Origin of the sequence: Vibrio sp. Vb1980 (genome assembly GCF_033338615.1) — a bacterium.
In the GTDB taxonomy this organism is placed as follows: domain Bacteria; phylum Pseudomonadota; class Gammaproteobacteria; order Enterobacterales; family Vibrionaceae; genus Vibrio; species Vibrio alginolyticus.
Genome location: NZ_JAWOSZ010000008.1, coordinates 16,537 through 34,620, shown reverse-complemented (window position 1 = coordinate 34,620; position 18,084 = coordinate 16,537). Strand labels below are relative to the sequence as shown.

Genomic DNA, 18,084 nt, shown 5'->3' with positions numbered 1-18,084 from the left:
GGAAAGTAAATATGAGACTGTTTAAGCGCTATACACCAAGTATGATTGCTAAACATATAAGTCGTCTTTTTAAAGGAAGAATTTATATTTACGGGGTCGGTAGATTCGAGTTTGATAACGGTAAGTTAATACTGCCGGAGAAAGCAGAGCAACGCCATTTCCGAGCGGTCAAAGAGATCAATCAAGAAATAATGAAACTCCGATGCGCATATGCTTAGCAAAATGTTGATAAAACAAAGGCTGGATTAACCAGCCTTTTGTGTATTTGAAGTTCGCTTTGCACTTACTGACGCGCCAGATCCGGCAAGTGTCCCTTTAAACCAAGCGCGCGCTTCATGATCTCATCTTTCGCTCCCGGCAGTTGCCCCGCTAAACTCAAGCCAATGCCACGAACAAGCTTCTTAGCTGGGTTCTCGCCAGAGAACAAATCTCGAAACCCTTGCATAGTAGCGATCATCTTTGCCGCTTCCGCTTTTCGCCAACGCTCGTAGCTTCTTAGGTTGCGTTTACTACCGATATCTTGTCCCTGCTTCCAAAGTGCTAACACCTCTTGAGCAAGACTGGCCGCATCTAATAAACCCAAATTCACACCCTGCCCCGCTAATGGGTGAATGGTATGGGCCGCATCACCAACCAGCGCGACTCGCTCGACGACAAAATCTCGCGCATAGCGCATTTTCAAAGGAAACGCAGCACGCTCTCCCACTACTTCACATAGACCAAGTCGAGCATCAAACTCACTCGTCAACGCTTTATTGAAATCATGTTCACTCATCGCCACTAACTGCTCTGCTCGATTTGGCTCCGTGGACCAAACAATAGAGCACATATTTGGTTGCGACATTGGCAAAAATGCCAACGGTCCGTGAGGAGTAAATATCTGGCGCGCAATGCTGTTGTGTGGCATAGCAGTTTTGACATTCGCGACCAAAGCATGATGACCATAGTCCCAATGCGTTAATGGAATATCCATTTGATGGCGAAGCCACGAATTCGCCCCATCGGCTCCGACCACTAATTTAGCGGTCATGGCTTGGCCATTATCGAGCGTCAGCCAGCTTTCTTGCTCACCGACCGCGAGAGTCGCGCAACGTGCGGGCATAAACATCGTGACGTTATCGAGCTTTTGGACTTGTTCAAGCAGCGCAAGTTGAATCACACGATTCTCAACAATATGCCCTAAATCAGGTTGTGCCATACTTTGTGCATTAAATTCAATGCTGGCAAAGCTATCTTGTTCCCATACTTCCATGCCATGGTAAGGCGAAGCTCGGCGCTGTTCTATGCCCTGCCAAGCACCAAGTTTACGCAAAATCGTCTCACTAGAGCGGCTCAGCGCAGACACACGAACATCGGGTAATTCTTTCAACGAATCATCTGGCACTTTACCTTCAATAACGGCGACACGCAGATCACTGTCTTTGAACGCGGCAGCAAGTGCCAACCCAACCATCCCTCCGCCGATGATGGCGATATCTACACTTTGCATCATTGCTTTTTATTACCTAATTCAGTGCGGCCGTTCATCGTTTTACCAAACCAAGTGTATGGCGTATTAGCGGCTGCTTAAAAATAGAAAGGTTATCCATCGCTGCTAAGGCAGTATTTCGGCCAATTCGCATCGCGGGTAAATCATTTGAAAAAACATGCACCAAGGCACTGGTTAGCCAAATAGTTTCGCTTCGATCTGCTTCTCTACGTTGACTAAAGCGCATCAGGCCTTTATAAAGACCCACATCCTCACTTTGCTGTACAATTTCTTCTGCTAGTGAGACTACATCGCGAATACCGAGATTAAAGCCTTGTCCAGCTATCGGGTGCAGCGTTTGTGCCGCATTTCCAACAATCGCAAAGCGATGTGAAATATTTTGCTTTCGATGACGAAGAAGTAATGGGTAACTTGCACGACGCCCCACTTTTTTCATCGCGCCTAAACGCCAACCAAAATCGTTCTGTAAACGCTGGAGAAATGCTTGATCAGATAACTCAAGAACGGCTTGGGCTTCTTCAGGGTGCAAACACCAAACTAAGGACATTCGATTGTCACTCATTGGCAATAAAGCAACAGGGCCATTCTCAGTAAAACGTTCAAAGGCTCTACCTTGATGAGGTTCTTGAGTCACAATATTGGCAATGACAGCCACTTGTTCAAAATCTTGCTCAGAAAGTTCTAGACCAATTTTCTGACAACAGGTCGAAACAGCACCATCTGCAGCCACCAGCAGTTTTGCTTCAAGTTGCTCACCACTTTTCAACGTCACATGGGTACAGTTTTGCTCGCGCTCGATATCGGTAACGGAGTCAGGACAAAACAGCGTAATTGACTCGCTGCTGTCTAATAATTCTTGATATACACGCCCAACATCGGCTAATTCTACAACATACCCTAGAGCTTCAACCCCAACCTCTTGCTTGGTAATCTCCGTCATCCCAGCATGAGAACGGTCAGAAACGTGGATATGTTCAATGGGTGTGACAAACGGTTCTACTGACGTCCAGAGCTGTAGTTGACGCAACAGATTGACAGTACCGTAAGACAATGCGATTGAGCGAGAGTCAAAACCAGGGTGCATATCTGATTGTGCTTTAAAAGGCTCAACGACGGCAATGCGGAGCTTTCCCTGAGACAAATGGTCAATCGCCAATGCTAACGTTGCACCAGCCATGGCACCACCAGCAATGACTACATCATATTGCTTCATACTAACCTCTGGACGGTCTACGATTAGTGAATAGTAGGTTTTTTGTCGCTGCTTTCAGGACGAACACCAAATTCAGCATGGATCGTTAGTACGCAAGCTTTGATGTGCTCAATCACTTGCTCTAGCAATTGCGCTTGTTCACCAAGATCGTCATCTTCATCGATGCCTAATTTGGCAATCTCTTCTAGGTCAGCCAGTGCTTCTTTAGCGTCATCAGATGCTTTATTAAGCGCAACGCCTGCTAGACCTAGCCCAGAAATAAAGTGGTTTACAAAGTCGGACACACTGTCGGCTAATGCGAATAAGCCTTCTTCGCCTGGCTCATCTGGCAATAATAAAGACAGCTCCATCGACGTGCCAGTTAGTTCATTGACAGTAACAGTGAATACGCTTTGAGCAAAAGCTAGTGCGGTAGAAGGCCAACCCATACCATCATTGGTGTAGTCAAACAGAATAGGCTGCCAAGTTTGATCATTGATCGCCAATCCACCACTTAACATGCCGACAAATAAGCCATGTAACTCCGCCGGTGTTACTGCTAGGCTTGCAGATTGCAGTTCAGCAGCAATAGATTGGTATTCAGGAAGGGTGATTTCACTCATAACTTGGCTCATTCTTGCGTAATAATGTATTGGTATATCCTACCATCAAGGTTAGTGGTCTGAAACGGCTATCAAATTCAATTTTGGACAGCATTTGTTCAATTTGCCCAATTCCTGTGTGATCTCGTCATCATTTCTCTTTCTGTGATGGGAAATGCTTGAATCTTAATAGCGGTTTTCCTATAGTTTGCTCCTCGGTAGTTGTATGAAGCAACACCTTAGATAGCGCGAATATAGAGTTTATTCATCATGAGCAATCAAGCGATCGACGTTGAAATATTAGGCAAACTTACACGAGTGAATTGTCCGACAGGACAAGAAGAGTCTCTTGTTGCAGCGGCAAAAGATCTGGATCGCCGATTGAAAGAAATGAGCGAACGTACTAAGGTAACCAATGAAATCCAACTGCTGACCTTTGCTGCATTGAATATTTGCTATGAGTTGCACACCAAGTCATACGAATCCAATGGTCAACAGCAAGAAATTACTGAGCGAATGGAAAAGCTCACCGCGTCTTTAGAGAACGCACTAAGCAAAGTTACGCAAGGACAGCAGTAAATACAAAATTTACCCTGGGGTGTGCGTCAGCAGGATTTAAGTCCCTGAGCCGATAAGCAATACCTAAGGGTTAGTATTTGGTAACTATTGAGCAAGCTCGGCATGCACCGAGAAGCCTACGGTTGTCATTGCTGATCCGCCTTGAACCAGCTGGTTCAAGGGCCACAATCCTCAACGGCACCCTGGGGTATTCTCTCTATGTCAGACCTCTCTCGACAAGACTTCCGCAAACTGATTCGTGAAAAGCGCAACGCTCTGTGCAGTGATACGCAATACCAAGCGGGAATCGACCTTATTACTCAATTTTCCCAACTTCCTGAAATCGATCAGGCGCAACATATTGCCATCTACCTTTCTGCAGACGGTGAGCTTGATACTAAACCGCTCATTGAATGGTTATGGCAACAGGGAAAATCGGTTTATCTGCCCGTCATCCATCCCTTTTCTAAAGGTCAGTTACTGTTTCTTCAGTATATAAGTGATGAACAGCTCGTCTACAACAAGTACGGCATCTTAGAGCCCAAGCTCGATATCAGACACCTCAAACCCGTTCGCCAGCTTGATTTAATCTGCACGCCTTTAGTTGGGTTCGACAGTATCGGACACCGCTTAGGCATGGGCGGAGGGTACTACGATCGTACTCTGTCACGTTGGTTTATAACTGGAGAGGGTGCTAAACCTGTCGGTATCGCTCATGACTGCCAACATGTAGAACGCTTACCAATTGAAAGCTGGGATATTCCATTACCTAAGATCGTGACCCCAAGCCAAATATGGCAATGGGAAAGTGACAAGTAAGCCGCTATAATCACGCCCGCAAACGTTAACGAACATCTATTCAGGAGATTGGCATGACTCAAGATGAAATGAAAAAAGCGGCTGGTTGGGCAGCACTAAAATATGTTGAGAAAGGCAGCATTGTCGGTGTTGGTACTGGCTCTACCGTGAATCACTTCATCGATGCACTAGGCACTATCAAAGATGATATTAAAGGTGCAGTGTCTAGCTCTGTCGCTTCAACTGAGCGCCTTAAAGAGCTTGGTATTGAAGTATACGAGTGTAACGATGTAATGAAGCTGGATGTGTATGTTGATGGCGCAGATGAGATAAACCCAGCACGTGAAATGATCAAAGGCGGCGGCGCGGCTCTGACTCGTGAGAAAATTGTCGCAGCAATCTCTGATAAGTTCGTATGTATCGTTGACGGCACTAAAGCAGTTGACGTACTTGGCCAGTTCCCATTGCCTGTTGAAGTAATCCCAATGGCACGCTCTTACGTGGCTCGTGAATTGGTAAAACTAGGTGGTGATCCAGCTTACCGTGAAGGCGTTGTGACTGACAACGGCAACGTGATTCTGGATGTGCACAATATGCAAATTACCAACCCGAAAAAAATGGAAGACAAAATAAACGGCATCGCTGGTGTGGTGACTGTGGGTCTTTTCGCTCATCGTGGTGCAGACGTAGTGATCACTGGCACACCAGAAGGTGCAAAAATTGAAGAATAAATAACAGCCCAAAATGAACCTATCTGGTTCACTTTTCTGTTATTTCATTACATACGGTGCTGCAAGGCACCGTTTTTTATTCCTTTCTATAAGAAAATTATCTCTTATTCCGTAATTTTCTTACCCAAAGCAATTTTTTTTTGTTACTTTATTGAACAGAAGACGCACAGGGAAACGTTTGTCTTCCTACAAAACTGTTAATTATCCCCTTTTTAATAGTTTTGCCCAATGTGCGCCACATTAGCCCACCTTTCCATTTTAAGGACGAGAAAAAATGGCCAAAGTTTCACTGGAAAAAGAAAAGATTAAGATCCTCTTGTTAGAGGGACTCCACCCTTCTTCAGTTGAAGTTCTTCAAGCAGCTGGTTATACCAACATTGAATACCATAAAGGTTCCCTTCCGGAAGAAGAACTAATTGAAGCGGTAAAAGACGTGCACTTCATTGGTATCCGCTCCCGTACGAACCTATCCGAAGAGGTAATCAATGCGGCGAACAAGCTGGTTGCAATTGGCTGTTTTTGTATTGGTACTAACCAAGTAAACCTAGATGCAGCAGCAAAACGCGGTATTCCTGTCTTTAATGCACCATTCTCTAACACTCGAAGCGTGGCAGAGCTTGTACTTGGGCAAATCCTTTTACTAGTGCGTGGTATTCCTGAAAAGAATGCACTTGCACATCGCGGTATTTGGAAGAAAAGTGCAGACAACTCTTACGAAGCTCGTGGTAAGTGCCTTGGCATTATCGGATACGGTCACATTGGTACGCAGCTTGGTATTATTGCCGAAAACTTAGGTATGCGCGTTTACTACTACGATATTGAGAACAAACTGTCCCTTGGTAATGCGACGCAAGTACATACCATGAGTGAACTATTGAACAAATGTGATGTGATTTCTTTGCACGTTCCCGAAACACCGGAAACGAAAAACATGATGGGTGAAGCTGAATTTGCTCGAATGAAACCAGGTTCCATCTTTATCAACGCGGCACGTGGCACCGTTGTGGATATTCCTGCACTTTGCCATAGCTTAGAAGCTGGTCACCTTGCCGGCGCTGCAATTGATGTATTCCCAACTGAACCAAAAACGAATGCTGACCCGTTCGAGTCTCCTTTACAAAAATTCGATAACGTCATCCTCACTCCACACGTTGGTGGTTCAACGCAAGAAGCGCAAGAGAATATCGGCTTAGAAGTGGCGGGTAAACTGGCTAAGTACTCTGATAATGGCTCGACACTTTCAAGCGTAAACTTCCCTGAAGTGTCATTACCAGAACACAGTGGTGAGTGTTCTCGTCTGCTTCATATCCACAAGAACCGTCCTGGTATCCTAACTCAGATCAACACCATCTTTGCTGAAGAAGGCATTAACATTGCCGCGCAGTACCTACAAACAGCCGCTGAAATAGGCTACGTAGTGATCGACGTTGAAACTGGACGCTCAGAAGAAGCTCTAACAAAGCTCAAAAACATTGAAGGCACAATCCGTGCTCGTATCCTGCACTAAACAGTGAAACAGAAACGACAAAGGCAGGGGTTATGACTCCCTGCCTTTTGCTTTTTACTGTTTGCTAAGCCTTACTTTAGCTTATAAATGACATCGACTTGATCGCGAATGATCATAGTTGAATCTTGGTAGCTATTCGCTCCTTCTTTACTATCCATCGCCATTGAACGCATTAACACAGGCTGAACGTGCATCTGTCTGTAATTGATCTGCCATACATCGCCCAACTTTTTCTCAAAACCAGTCGCTAATGACCCTGCTTTTTCTCTTGCGTCCTTAATCGCAGCCATTCGTGCCTTTTGCTGATACTCGGCTTGGTTGCTTACCTTAAGTTGAATATTATCAACCTGATTAATTCCCGCTTCTAACGCCATATCTAGGTATTGGTTAAGGTTTTTCAGATCCGTCACCGTGACATCAATACTGCGAGATGCTCGATACCCAACAAGTTCTGCTTTTCCTGATTTAGGGTAATGGTACTGAGGAGCAAGGTATAAATTCGAGCTAGTAATATTGTCTTTTGACAAGCCGGCATCCGACAAGCTTTTTAGAAACTCTTCAACGGTTTTATCTACGGACAATTTCGCTTGTTCAGCCGTCATTGTCGTATCGACTACTTTTACAGAAAACGTAGCCATATCAGGTGTGGCCGTCACTTCGCCATACCCCGTTGTCGTAACATGAGCAAACTCTGGCGTATTCGCCAAAACTGAAGCACTGGTAAGGCTGACTGCTGAAGCCAGCAAAAATGAATACAATTTCATTCAATAAATCCATCCATACAAAATTAAGTACTTAATCTCAGATTCCAACATCACTATCATGGCTGAGAAAGCGTGTGGTTTCATAATAGAAACTTCCGCCGATTATCCAAGCACCCATAGTGACTTCTAACACAACTTTGACTATGTAACATTGGCGTAATTTTTAAACAAAACATACTTAAGTTAACGATATGCAGCTCTGACAAACTTATTGAGGTAGATGATGCTGCGCATACCCCACTATCGCGTGTGAGATTTCTTGTAATACCCCAGTTTCTAACTGCCAGTGGTGCCAATAAATCCGATGGGACATTAAAAAACCTGGAGTCACATCAACCAACACACCTCTGTCTAATTCGTCGGTAATTTGCAAGCGGGGGATCAAGCAATAAGCAACACCAGCTAACGCCACTTTTAGAAACGCTTCAGAACTACTGATGTTGTGATGAATAACGCTGTCAGGATTGACGTTAAAATGCTCGGTAAGAAATGTTTTATGTAGATCATCATATTGGTCATATGAAACGGCCGGTGCTTTTGCCAATGTCTGATTATTTACGCCTTTAGAAAAATAACGCTGATAGAACTCTGGGCTCGCGACACAAACATAATCGATGCGACCTAAATAGTCTGCTCTGCATCCGGGAATTGGCTGGGGCTCCAAGCTGATCGCTCCTGTCACTTCGCCACTTTTGAGTTTTTCAATAGAGCGGTATTCACCATAGATAGTCAGTTTTAGTTCAACTTGACGCTGCTTCATAACATTTTGCAGCGCTGGCAGTAGCCATGTTGCAAGGCTATCTGCATTAGTCGCTAAAGAGAGTTGCACAGGTCGCGTACTGGTATCATTTTTTAGTTCGGGGAGAATTTCATGCTCTAGCAAGCGTACTCGCCGATAAAGACCCAACAATTTTTTACCAATTGGCGTTGGCTTAGGTGGCTGGCTTCGAATTAAAACAGGCTGCGCGAGAAACTTCTCTAACTGCTTGATACGTTGAGAAATGGCGGATTGAGAAACAAATAAATGCTCGGCAGCACGCTCAAAGCTACCCTGATAAACTATAGCGTCTAATGCCTCAATCCATTTGTAATCTAACCCTCGCATACCTTCCCTCTCACTCCTGATCAAACGCCTCCCGTTAAATTAGTCTATCTAATGTAAGATTAAAATCATTAATTATACTTATTTAGATAAACGCTTTATCTTTCCCCTCTCTGTAAATGTATTTGTTATTTTGATGTGAGGTGAAGTGTGAGCTTGTGGGTTCTATTGCAAGGTTTTGGTTTAGGAGCATCAATGATCATTCCGATCGGCGCGCAAAATGCGTATGTTTTGAATCAAGGCATAAAGCGTAACCACCACCTAACAACCGCCACTATTTGTAGCGTGCTAGATATGATTTTCATCTCTCTAGGTATCTTTGGTGGTGGTGCAATTCTGTCTCAAAATGAAATCTTACTGACGTCGGTGACACTTGGTGGTATTGCTTTCTTGAGCTTATATGGACTGCTCTCGCTAAAAAGTGCTTTTAAGCCAGAGAGTGAATCGGAATCAAAAGGGGAGATCGTAGATCGAGGTCGTCGAACGGTTATTCTAGGTGCGTTAGCTGTCACTGTGCTTAATCCGCACTTATATTTAGATACAGTCGTTATTCTAGGTTCGATCGGTGGACAGTTTGAAGGCCATGATCGCATTGCTTTTGCACTAGGTACGATTATGGCTTCCTTTGTTTGGTTCTACACTTTATCGATAGGAGCAGCCAAACTAGGTCCAACACTCTCTAAACCAAAAGTGAAAAAAACCATCGACATTGCAATCGCAATGATGATGTTCACAATAGCGTATATCTTAGCGAGTGAGCTTATTGATGAGTATTGGTAATCACCAGGTAGTAAGGCAGCAAAGACATGGAGTCACTAAAACGTATTTATAACAACAATAGAGAGCGATTCAACGCGCTCTCTATTCCTTTTCGGGAATGGCAGCACGAAGCCATCTTAGACTTTGAGACAGATATACGCATTGCGAGAGAGCTTGGTTGGACGGGTACGCATACCAAAAGCCTCTTTTTAACACTCAAAGGACAAGGTTACGCGGTTTATCTGACAGATAAGGACTCGCGCCTCGATGCCAAGCAGATTAAAGCGATTACAGGTAAACGTCCCTCTATTTGTAATGATGATGAAATGGTCGAAGTGTTAGGTTGCGTACCCGGCGCGGTTTGCCCAATAGGCTTACCGGAATACATCACTATCATTGTTGATACCAATCTCTATCAACATCAAGAGTTGCTCTATACGCCTGGCTTACCTGAGTTCACATTTGGATTTGCAGGTAAACATCTAAAACGCCTCTTACTTGCTGGTCATCACACCCTTTACGAAATATAAAAAAGCGAGGCCTATTGGCCTCGCTTTCGAATATCGACTGCTTTTGATTAAGCGTCGACTTTGTTCAGGTGAACATCCATTTGTGGGAATGGAATCTCGATACCATTTTCATCCAATGCTTCTTTAATACCTTGCATTGCATCAAAGTATACGCCCCAGTAATCTGCAGTTTTCACCCATGGACGAACCACAAAGTTAACTGAAGAGTCTGCTAACGTAAGTACACCAATTGTGATATCTGGGTCTTTCAAGATACGTGGATCTTTCTCTAGCGTCTCACGAATCACTTTCTTCGTTAGTTTAAGGTCTGCTTTGTATGAAACACCAATCACTAGGTCGACACGTCGTGTCGCATGGCGAGAGTAGTTAGTAATGGCACCGCCGATAACTGAAGAGTTAGGCACAACAACCATTTTGTTGTCTGGTGTTTTTAGAACGGTTTGGAAGATTTGAATTGCTTCAACACTACCCGCTACACCGCCGATTTCTACGTAGTCGCCTGATTTGAATGGACGGAACGCAACAATAAGTACGCCTGCTGCAAAGTTTGATAGTGAACCTTGTAGTGCAAGACCAACAGCAAGACCTGCCGCACCAATCACAGCAACAACAGAAGCGGTTTGAACTCCTAATCGACCAAGAGCCGCGATTAGCACGATTACAAATAGCAAGTAACGAACAAGACCGTGAATAAATTCAACGACGGCCTTATCCATGTTTTTCTTTTCTAGTACTTTAGAAACACTACCAGCGACTGCCTTAACGATAAGATTACCGATAAACAGAATAAGCAGCGCAGAGATAATGTTCACACCGTACTGAACCAGTAGATCTGAATTGTTTGTCAGCCAAGTTTCAGCCTGAGTTAGACCATCCGTTAAAGTGGTATCGATACCCACCGATTCACCTGCCATAATTCTTATCCTCAAAAATAAAGAGATATAAATCCAATTGCCGTTAATTTATGAACCTTGTTTTTTAAAGGCTCTTTTCTAAAACAACATCCCTATTGCTCCACTGAACAGTGTCAGATTTTTGGCACAATATCCCAACTCTGACTTTTTTCAAAGTCAGAGTTTCGCAAAGATATGCAAAACAAGACTTTATCAGAGCTTTCTGACACTGACTTGTTACAGGTTACGCAATGCACTCTGATTTCGCCACTCTTAAGACTGATATTCCCATGTTTTCTTTAAAAAAACGTTAAAGGTGAGATATCTCACTAGCAAATACAATCTAACGCATAAAAATATCGGGAGAAAGCAGAGGGGAAGAAAATGATAGACATAAAAAAACCCGCTCAAAGAGCGGGTTTTTAAGTAACTTAATCAGTAACGATTATAGTACGTCAACTGCGTTAAGGTCAGCAAATGCTTGCTCTAGACGAGTAACCATTGAAGCTTGGCCTGCACGTAGCCATACGCGTGGATCGTAGTACTTCTTGTTTGGTGCATCTTCACCAGTTGGGTTACCGATCTGACCTTGTAGGTAATCGTGGTTTTCAGCTTCGAACTTACGGATACCATCCCAAGTAGCCCACTGTGTATCAGTATCGATGTTCATTTTGATTACACCGTAGCCGATAGATTCACGGATTTCTTCTAGAGAAGAACCTGAACCGCCGTGGAATACGAAGTTTAGAGAGTTCGCTGGAAGACCGAATTTCTCAGAAACGTGCGCTTGAGAATCACGTAGGATAGTTGGAGTTAGTACAACGTTACCTGGCTTGTATACGCCGTGTACGTTACCGAAAGATGCCGCGATAGTGAAACGGTGGCTGATTGCGCTTAGTTTCTCGTATGCGTATGCAACGTCTTCTGGAGAAGTGTATAGCTCAGACGCATCCATATCAGAGTTGTCAACGCCGTCTTCTTCACCACCAGTACAACCTAGTTCGATTTCTAGAGTCATGTTCATTTTAGCCATGCGCTCTAGGTACTTAGCAGAAATTTCGATGTTCTCTTCTAGAGACTCTTCAGAAAGGTCGATCATGTGAGAAGAGAATAGTGGCTTACCAGTTTGCGCGAAGTACTCTTCACCAGCGTCTAGTAGACCGTCGATCCAAGGAAGTAGTTTCTTAGCTGCGTGGTCAGTGTGTAGGATTACTGGAACACCGTAAGCTTCAGCTACAGCGTGAACGTATTTCGCACCAGCAACAGCACCTAGGATTTGAGCTTCTTGACCTTCAAGTTTTAGACCTTTACCAGCAAAGAAAGCAGCGCCACCGTTAGAGAACTGAACGATAACTGGAGCTTTAACTTTTGCAGCTGCTTCAAGTACTGCGTTTACAGAGTCAGTACCCACACAGTTTACTGCTGGAAGTGCAAAGCTGTTTTCTTTTGCAACTTCAAATACTTTCTGAACGTCATCGCCAGAGATAACACCTGGTTTTACGAAGTCGAAGATCTTAGACATGGATGTAATCCTATTTATCTGTCGTTTTTAAACAAAACTTGTTAAGTTGAAAATCTTGCAAACGTTTGCTCACAACTGAGGCTATTCTAGCAGAGTTCCTCACACGTTGCAGCAAACAAGAAAGCGGGAGAATCACTCCCCCGCTTTGCTTTAATTACTTAGCGCGTGCTTCTAGCATTTCTACTGCTGGAAGAACTTTACCTTCTACGAACTCAAGGAAAGCGCCGCCGCCAGTAGAGATGTAAGATACATCCGCTTTGATACCGAACTTGTCGATAGCCGCTAGCGTGTCACCACCACCAGCAACAGAGAAGCCTTCAGAAGCTGCGATAGCTTCAGAGATACCTTTAGTACCTGCTTCGAAGTTCTTGAATTCGAATACGCCTACTGGACCATTCCATAGGATAGTCTTAGCGTTTTTAAGGATTTCAGCTAGTTCAGCAGTTGAATCTGGACCAAGGTCGAAGATCATGTCGTCGTCTTGTACTTCAGAAACGTGCTTAATTTCAGCTTCTGCGTTCTCGTCGAATGCTTTCGCACATGCAACGTCTGTTGCTACTGGAATTGCACACTCGTCCATTAGCTTCTTAGCTGTTTCAACTAGGTCTGCTTCGTATAGAGACTTACCAACGTTGTGGCCAGCAGCTGCGATGAATGTGTTAGCAATACCACCACCAACAACGAGTTGGTCAGCGATTTTAGATAGAGACTCAAGAACAGTTAGCTTAGTAGAAACTTTTGAACCACCTACGATAGCAACCATTGGACGAGCTGGCTTGTCCATTGCTTTGCCTAGCGCTTCTAGTTCGTTCGCTAGTAGAGGACCAGCACATGCTACGTCTGCGTGCATACCAACGCCGTGAGTAGATGCTTGAGCACGGTGAGCCGTACCGAATGCGTCCATTACGAATACGTCACATAGTGCTGCGTATTTCTTAGATAGCTCTTCGTCGTTTTTCTTTTCGCCTTTGTTGAAACGAACGTTTTCAAGAACAACAAGTTCACCCGCATTTAGCTCTAGGCCATCTAGGTAGTCTTTTGCTAGCTTCACTTCGCAATCTAGTGCGTCGTTTAGGTAATTAACAACTGGTTGTAGAGAGAACTCTTCAGCGTATTCACCTTCAGTTGGGCGACCTAGGTGAGACGTAACCATTACTTTAGCGCCTGCTTCTAGGCAGTGCTTAATAGTTGGAAGAGATGCGATGATACGTGCATCCGAAGTTACTTTACCGTCTTTTACTGGCACGTTTAGGTCAGCACGGATAAATACACGTTTACCTGCAAGATCCAGGTCAGTCATCTTGATTACAGACATGATGTGTCCTCTCAAATATTTAATAATTAAAGTTTTTGAAAACTCGGCAACCCTGCCAAGCCTGTTAATTCTTCAAACTGGTTATAGATATGGAGATATTATGGATTTATTTCAAGGCTAGAAATAAAAATTCTCCATCACTTCTTCGTCATTACTGTTCCACTTGCGAAGAAGCTTGCATTGCTAAGGCAGTATCCAGCATCCGGTTAGCAAAGCCCCATTCGTTGTCGCACCAAACGAGCATTTTTACGAGTTGCCCGTTACTCACTCTAGTCTGGCTTCCATCCACAATCGCACTATGGGGGTCGTGGTTAAAGTCGATGGAAACGAGTGGCGATTCAGTATAGTCAACAATGTTACGTAATGTACACTGAGATGCGTTAACAATGGTTTGATTTACGTCATTAACTTTCACATTTGTACTAATTGTGACACTTAAATCCATTGCAGTGACGTTAACCGTTGGAACACGAACAGAAATTGCTTCGAATTTGTTGGAAAATTTCGGGAAGATTCTTTCAATCCCCTTATGCAACTTAGTGTCCACCGGAATAATAGATTGGCTTGCAGCGCGGGTACGGCGTAAGTCGTTATGATACGCATCAATTACTTGTTGATCGTTCATGGACGAATGAATTGTGGTAATGGTGCCAGACTCTATGCCGAAGGCTTCGTCTAATACTTTAATGATGGGAACGATACAGTTGGTGGTGCAAGAGCCATTGGAGACAACACGGTGCTCGTCTTTCAGAGTTTCGTGGTTCACGCCATAGATAATCGTATTATCTAGGTCGTTTGCGCCCGGGTGCGAAAACAGTACTTTCTTAGCGCCAGCTTCTATATGCGCTTGCCCATCCGCTTGCGAACCAAATACGCCAGTGCAATCCAAGACGATATCAACTTCTAAATCACGCCAAGGAAGTAATTCGATTTCGGAGAGATGGAGAATGCGAATGGAATCATATTCACCGCTGTCATGATGAACATGCAAATGTTCTTGGTCATGGGAAATTTTTTTACCAAAGCGACCATGACTGGTGTCATATTGCAGTAGGTGTGCCATCGCCTCTGGCTGTGCTAGTTCGTTTACCGCCACAACCTTGATCTGCTGGTGTTTTCCGCTTTCATACACCGCTCGCAGAACATTACGACCTATACGTCCAAATCCATTGATCGCAACCTTTAGCATTTATCCTTCGCCCTACCAAAAATTTCGTGTCACAGATACTACCTGATCAGGCTGACAAACGCACCTGTTGAATCACAGTAAAGCAGGATTAAAAAAGGTCGAGACTATGCTCGACCTTATTACAACGATAGATAATTAAAATGCGACGTCTAAACCTAACCAGTAGCGACGACCATCTTCAATATATCCGTATTCTTCGTAACTGATTTCCTCGTCCAGCAAGTTATAGATAGCGCCTTTAATACGAGTATTGTCGGTTAACTGGTATGTCACACCGGCGTCCACAAAGGTATAAGCTGGTTCTACGATACTGTTTCTTGATGGGCCAGTAACCGGATCCATTTCTTTACCTCGGTACGTGACTTTCGCCCAGCTCTCTAGATCCGTTGTCGTTTGCCAAGTCACATCCACATTAAACAGATGCTTTGGTAACTGCTGCAGCGGCATGCCTTTGTATTCACCTGTTTTTTGCTCTGAGTCGGTAAATGTGTAGCTCGAGCTAAGGTAAATGGTTTCCGTTAACGGCGATGCTAAGGTCGCTTCAATACCTTGTGTGACGGCTTCATCCACGTTAATACGGTACGTTGGATCTGCTCCCCATTGGTTTGGACCATCAGTACAGATAGTGTCTGGACAAACAACACGTGTGATCTTGTCTTTGAATTCGTTATGGAACGCTGTCAAAGAGACATCTAAGCCAGAATCACCTTGATACAAGACGCTGATTTCTTTGTTTAGCGACGTTTCAGGGTCAAGATCTGGGTTACCGTAGATATTACCGCCACCACTGACTTGCGCCCAGCCAGGAGTAATTTCACGTAATTGTGGAGAACGGAAACCTGTTGCCACACCGCCTTTCACCGTCCAAGACGGATCAACTCGCCATACACCGTAAACACGTGGACTAAAGTGCGCGCCATAGTTTTCGTCATGATCTAGACGACCACCAAGCGTAACGCTAAACGGATCAGCTATTCTCCATTCATCTTCAATGAAAACAGCCCACTGCGTATTCGATGTTTCAGTCTTCGATGACGCTTTGTTGGAGGTGAAATCCTCAAGCTCTGCATGAGTGGCGTCCACACCCGTCGTCAACGTATGGTTTCCGATACCAGTCACCAAGCTCGATTTGAACGTGGTGTTGGTGATCGTCATCTCACGAGATTTGTTCTCGCTCTCTTCTCGCTGTAAGTAAGTATCTGAAATGCCAATCGAATCCCAATCACCGTTGTGGCTTACCGTTACGTAATTACGACGATATTCATTCAGTGAATCTTCACACCCTCCACGACACCCAGTGGTCGGCACTGAAAGGCCCACATTGCCACGACGACTTTGTGCCGACGTGCCACCTTCTAATTGTACCGAGTGGCGCTCATTAATCTGGTAAGTCAGTTTTGAAGAGATACTCTGCATATCTTTATCTTCATAACCGTATTCGATGTCATCTTCTTCTCTGGTTGTGTACTGACCATATACTTGGAGAGATAAATTTTCAGCCAACGGACCATTAACGAAAAAGTTCGCGCTCTGCTCTCCACCTGAGCGGCTATTCTCTTGTAGTACCGTGCCCAGTTGAACATTACCCGTCCACTCTAACGCATCTTTTCGTGTGATGACGTTAATCACACCACCAATCGCATCAGAACCGTAAAGCGTCGACATTGGGCCACGAATAACTTCGATTCGCTCAATCGCTTGAAGAGGAGGTAACCAACCTTGTTCGATACCAGGGCCGTCACTATTTGGACGAGTTTCACGCGTACTTTGACGTTTACCATCGACCAGTATCAAAGTGTATTTAGAACCCATACCACGGATACTAATGTCGGTGGTATCACCACCACCTGTCACGACAACACCTGGCACACTTTTTAGTGCATCAGTCACATCGCGGTAATAACGGGAGTCCAACTCCTCACGTGAAATCACACTAATACTTGCAGGCGCGTCCGCTTGAGATTGCTCATAACTTGATGCAGTTACAACCACTGTTTCCATTTTAGAAACTGCATCATTGGCAAAAACATGAGGGACACTGACGAAGGCTAAAATACCAGTTGCGGTAATAACTGGCAGTCTAAGAGTAGACATCTACATCTCCATAATTGATAATGATTATTATTTTCGAAAGTGAATTATTCACAAATAGAATGAGATGCATAGTGAGAGTTATGGAACGGTTCTTTCCATTTATGGAACTCGTACATAACGCAGTAAGGAGTAAAAGAAATATGCACGACTTAGCATCAATTAGAGCCTTTGATGCGCTCAATCAGCATAAAAGTTTGACAGCCGCTGCTAAAGCCCTTAATCAGCCAAAATCAACGCTAAGTCGTCGCTTGGCACAATTAGAAGAAGACTTCGGTCAGGCTCTAACCGCCAGACAAGGTAATCGATTAGTTCTGACAAGAGCTGGAGAAATCTTTGCCCACTACAGCCGCCAGATTCTTGAGTTAAGCGAAGAGAGTTATGATACACTGCAAGGTTTAACGAACCAAGTTTCAGGGCCACTGCATATTGTTTGTCATACTGCCTTAGTTAGAAGCTGGCTCGGCGGCGTACTCAATCGTTTTCTTGCTGATAATCCCGATGTTAGAGTTCAACTTACCAGTGACTTTTCTGAGGCGCATCATGACCCAGATTTGTTCATCTGGCTCGGTGAACGTAAAGAGCTAGACTGGCGAAAAGAAGTGCTGGGGGTATTTCGCTATACGCCTTTTGCCTCTCCAAATTATCTAAAACAACATGGGCCTATACCGCACCCCAAAGAACTTGAAGCACATCCATGGATCGATTTTGGTTCAGTGCAAGAAAATGGATTGATGCTAGCACACCCTCAACACGGTGAGTTCTTTTTAGAACCCTTTGTTAGTCGCTTATACAGCGACAACATAGCAATGCAAATAGACAGTATCGCGAATGGTCATGGTATTGGACTGCTGCCGACTTGGACAGCATGCGGCTATGAGAAACATCACCCAGGGCGAATCACACCATGCTTAGAAGGTTGGGTTTCTGAGCCTATTTCCATTAACTGCTATACACCAGCAGGACGACCACCACTGCGCTTATCCGTACTTTTAGACTGCATTCACCAAAGCATTCCACAAGGTTGGAAAACCTGACAAAA

The 18,084-nt window shown here is 44.4% G+C and carries 18 protein-coding genes and 1 other RNA gene; 9 read left to right on the top strand and 10 right to left on the bottom strand.

The features are described from left to right. Positions 1 to 11: 11 nt before the first annotated feature. Positions 12 to 218 (top strand): DUF1107 domain-containing protein, encoded by a 207-nt coding sequence (locus tag R7F64_RS13735; RefSeq protein WP_005380970.1) that lies wholly within the window; start codon positions 12 to 14, stop codon positions 216 to 218. A 65-nt stretch (positions 219 to 283) separates the two neighbouring features. Here R7F64_RS13735 and R7F64_RS13730 read toward each other — a convergent pair whose 3' ends face one another. Genes R7F64_RS13730 through R7F64_RS13720 form a run of 3 tightly spaced genes read right to left on the bottom strand, consistent with a single transcriptional unit; the run spans position 284 to position 3,304 of the window. After that, entirely contained in the window at positions 284 to 1,492 is a 1,209-nt protein-coding gene (locus tag R7F64_RS13730) for an FAD-dependent 2-octaprenylphenol hydroxylase (protein WP_017633554.1), read from the bottom strand. Positions 1,493 to 1,523: 31 nt separating this feature from the next. Next, entirely contained in the window at positions 1,524 to 2,702 is a 1,179-nt protein-coding gene (gene ubiH, locus R7F64_RS13725) for a 2-octaprenyl-6-methoxyphenyl hydroxylase (protein WP_318071798.1), read from the bottom strand. Positions 2,703 to 2,725: 23 nt separating this feature from the next. After that, complete coding sequence (locus tag R7F64_RS13720; RefSeq protein WP_033907447.1) at positions 2,726 to 3,304, bottom strand: YecA family protein; 579 nt, start codon at positions 3,302 to 3,304, stop codon at positions 2,726 to 2,728. A 249-nt stretch (positions 3,305 to 3,553) separates the two neighbouring features. Here R7F64_RS13720 and R7F64_RS13715 point away from each other — a divergent pair, with 249 nt between their 5' ends. The 5 genes from R7F64_RS13715 to serA all read left to right on the top strand — a co-directional run bounded on the left by R7F64_RS13715 (position 3,554) and on the right by serA (position 6,877). Next, positions 3,554 to 3,862 carry a cell division protein ZapA gene (locus R7F64_RS13715; protein WP_005384553.1) on the top strand — a complete coding sequence of 103 codons (309 nt, stop codon included), beginning with the start codon at positions 3,554 to 3,556 and terminating at the stop codon, positions 3,860 to 3,862. A gap of 8 nt (positions 3,863 to 3,870) precedes the next feature. After that, positions 3,871 to 4,055, top strand: a non-coding RNA gene (ssrS, locus tag R7F64_RS13710) — 6S RNA. A 5-nt stretch (positions 4,056 to 4,060) separates the two neighbouring features. Next, the gene (locus R7F64_RS13705; protein WP_005384552.1) at positions 4,061 to 4,660 is read left to right on the top strand and encodes a 5-formyltetrahydrofolate cyclo-ligase; all 600 of its coding nucleotides are present in this window, start codon (positions 4,061 to 4,063) and stop codon (positions 4,658 to 4,660) included. Between the two features lie 53 nt (positions 4,661 to 4,713). Next, positions 4,714 to 5,370, top strand: a complete 657-nt coding sequence (gene rpiA / locus R7F64_RS13700) for a ribose-5-phosphate isomerase RpiA (protein ID WP_318071797.1) — start codon at positions 4,714 to 4,716, stop codon at positions 5,368 to 5,370. Between the two features lie 274 nt (positions 5,371 to 5,644). Then, the gene (gene serA / locus R7F64_RS13695; protein WP_318071796.1) at positions 5,645 to 6,877 is read left to right on the top strand and encodes a phosphoglycerate dehydrogenase; all 1,233 of its coding nucleotides are present in this window, start codon (positions 5,645 to 5,647) and stop codon (positions 6,875 to 6,877) included. Between the two features lie 71 nt (positions 6,878 to 6,948). On the opposite strand, the gene R7F64_RS13690 is transcribed toward serA, so the two are convergent. Beyond that, entirely contained in the window at positions 6,949 to 7,641 is a 693-nt protein-coding gene (locus tag R7F64_RS13690; RefSeq protein WP_318071795.1) for an oxidative stress defense protein, read from the bottom strand. A 208-nt stretch (positions 7,642 to 7,849) separates the two neighbouring features. Beyond that, positions 7,850 to 8,746, bottom strand: a complete 897-nt coding sequence (locus R7F64_RS13685) for a LysR family transcriptional regulator ArgP (protein ID WP_318071794.1) — start codon at positions 8,744 to 8,746, stop codon at positions 7,850 to 7,852. A gap of 147 nt (positions 8,747 to 8,893) precedes the next feature. On the opposite strand from R7F64_RS13685, the gene R7F64_RS13680 reads away from it, so the two are divergent. Then, positions 8,894 to 9,523: a LysE/ArgO family amino acid transporter gene (locus tag R7F64_RS13680; RefSeq protein ID WP_318071793.1), complete on the top strand. Its 630-nt coding sequence runs from the start codon at positions 8,894 to 8,896 to the stop codon at positions 9,521 to 9,523. Positions 9,524 to 9,549: 26 nt separating this feature from the next. Beyond that, positions 9,550 to 10,032 (top strand): YbaK/EbsC family protein, encoded by a 483-nt coding sequence (locus R7F64_RS13675; protein WP_005380994.1) that lies wholly within the window; start codon positions 9,550 to 9,552, stop codon positions 10,030 to 10,032. A gap of 47 nt (positions 10,033 to 10,079) precedes the next feature. Here R7F64_RS13675 and mscS read toward each other — a convergent pair whose 3' ends face one another. The 5 genes from mscS to R7F64_RS13650 form a co-directional block, all read right to left on the bottom strand. Continuing rightward, positions 10,080 to 10,946 carry a small-conductance mechanosensitive channel MscS gene (gene mscS, locus R7F64_RS13670; protein ID WP_005380995.1) on the bottom strand — a complete coding sequence of 289 codons (867 nt, stop codon included), beginning with the start codon at positions 10,944 to 10,946 and terminating at the stop codon, positions 10,080 to 10,082. A 424-nt stretch (positions 10,947 to 11,370) separates the two neighbouring features. Then, positions 11,371 to 12,447 (bottom strand): class II fructose-bisphosphate aldolase, encoded by a 1,077-nt coding sequence (gene fbaA / locus R7F64_RS13665; protein WP_005380996.1) that lies wholly within the window; start codon positions 12,445 to 12,447, stop codon positions 11,371 to 11,373. 154 nt (positions 12,448 to 12,601) lie between these two features. After that, positions 12,602 to 13,762: a phosphoglycerate kinase gene (locus tag R7F64_RS13660; RefSeq protein WP_005384547.1), complete on the bottom strand. Its 1,161-nt coding sequence runs from the start codon at positions 13,760 to 13,762 to the stop codon at positions 12,602 to 12,604. A 151-nt stretch (positions 13,763 to 13,913) separates the two neighbouring features. Next, a complete protein-coding gene (gene epd, locus R7F64_RS13655) occupies positions 13,914 to 14,951 on the bottom strand; it encodes an erythrose-4-phosphate dehydrogenase (protein WP_005384545.1) in 1,038 nt (345 codons plus the stop codon). A gap of 135 nt (positions 14,952 to 15,086) precedes the next feature. Then, positions 15,087 to 17,045, bottom strand: a complete 1,959-nt coding sequence (locus tag R7F64_RS13650) for a ligand-gated channel protein (protein WP_005380999.1) — start codon at positions 17,043 to 17,045, stop codon at positions 15,087 to 15,089. 140 nt (positions 17,046 to 17,185) lie between these two features. Here R7F64_RS13650 and R7F64_RS13645 point away from each other — a divergent pair, with 140 nt between their 5' ends. Further along, positions 17,186 to 18,079 carry a LysR family transcriptional regulator gene (locus R7F64_RS13645; protein ID WP_318071792.1) on the top strand — a complete coding sequence of 298 codons (894 nt, stop codon included), beginning with the start codon at positions 17,186 to 17,188 and terminating at the stop codon, positions 18,077 to 18,079. The last annotated feature ends 5 nt before the right edge of the window (positions 18,080 to 18,084 follow it).

What these genes read in the sequence shown, in the direction of transcription:
- R7F64_RS13650 (WP_005380999.1), bottom strand. Translation starts at nt 17,045, where the DNA reads ATGTCTACTCTTAGACTGCCAGTTATTACCGCAACTGGTATTTTAGCC.
- epd (WP_005384545.1), bottom strand. Translation starts at nt 14,951, where the DNA reads ATGCTAAAGGTTGCGATCAATGGATTTGGACGTATAGGTCGTAATGTT.
- R7F64_RS13715 (WP_005384553.1), top strand. Translation starts at nt 3,554, where the DNA reads ATGAGCAATCAAGCGATCGACGTTGAAATATTAGGCAAACTTACACGA.
- serA (WP_318071796.1), top strand. Translation starts at nt 5,645, where the DNA reads ATGGCCAAAGTTTCACTGGAAAAAGAAAAGATTAAGATCCTCTTGTTA.
- R7F64_RS13685 (WP_318071794.1), bottom strand. Translation starts at nt 8,746, where the DNA reads ATGCGAGGGTTAGATTACAAATGGATTGAGGCATTAGACGCTATAGTT.
- R7F64_RS13735 (WP_005380970.1), top strand. Translation starts at nt 12, where the DNA reads ATGAGACTGTTTAAGCGCTATACACCAAGTATGATTGCTAAACATATA.
- R7F64_RS13730 (WP_017633554.1), bottom strand. Translation starts at nt 1,492, where the DNA reads ATGATGCAAAGTGTAGATATCGCCATCATCGGCGGAGGGATGGTTGGG.
- R7F64_RS13645 (WP_318071792.1), top strand. Translation starts at nt 17,186, where the DNA reads ATGCACGACTTAGCATCAATTAGAGCCTTTGATGCGCTCAATCAGCAT.
- R7F64_RS13720 (WP_033907447.1), bottom strand. Translation starts at nt 3,304, where the DNA reads ATGAGTGAAATCACCCTTCCTGAATACCAATCTATTGCTGCTGAACTG.
- mscS (WP_005380995.1), bottom strand. Translation starts at nt 10,946, where the DNA reads ATGGCAGGTGAATCGGTGGGTATCGATACCACTTTAACGGATGGTCTA.
- R7F64_RS13705 (WP_005384552.1), top strand. Translation starts at nt 4,061, where the DNA reads ATGTCAGACCTCTCTCGACAAGACTTCCGCAAACTGATTCGTGAAAAG.
- rpiA (WP_318071797.1), top strand. Translation starts at nt 4,714, where the DNA reads ATGACTCAAGATGAAATGAAAAAAGCGGCTGGTTGGGCAGCACTAAAA.
- R7F64_RS13660 (WP_005384547.1), bottom strand. Translation starts at nt 13,762, where the DNA reads ATGTCTGTAATCAAGATGACTGACCTGGATCTTGCAGGTAAACGTGTA.
- R7F64_RS13675 (WP_005380994.1), top strand. Translation starts at nt 9,550, where the DNA reads ATGGAGTCACTAAAACGTATTTATAACAACAATAGAGAGCGATTCAAC.
- R7F64_RS13690 (WP_318071795.1), bottom strand. Translation starts at nt 7,641, where the DNA reads ATGAAATTGTATTCATTTTTGCTGGCTTCAGCAGTCAGCCTTACCAGT.
- ubiH (WP_318071798.1), bottom strand. Translation starts at nt 2,702, where the DNA reads ATGAAGCAATATGATGTAGTCATTGCTGGTGGTGCCATGGCTGGTGCA.
- fbaA (WP_005380996.1), bottom strand. Translation starts at nt 12,447, where the DNA reads ATGTCTAAGATCTTCGACTTCGTAAAACCAGGTGTTATCTCTGGCGAT.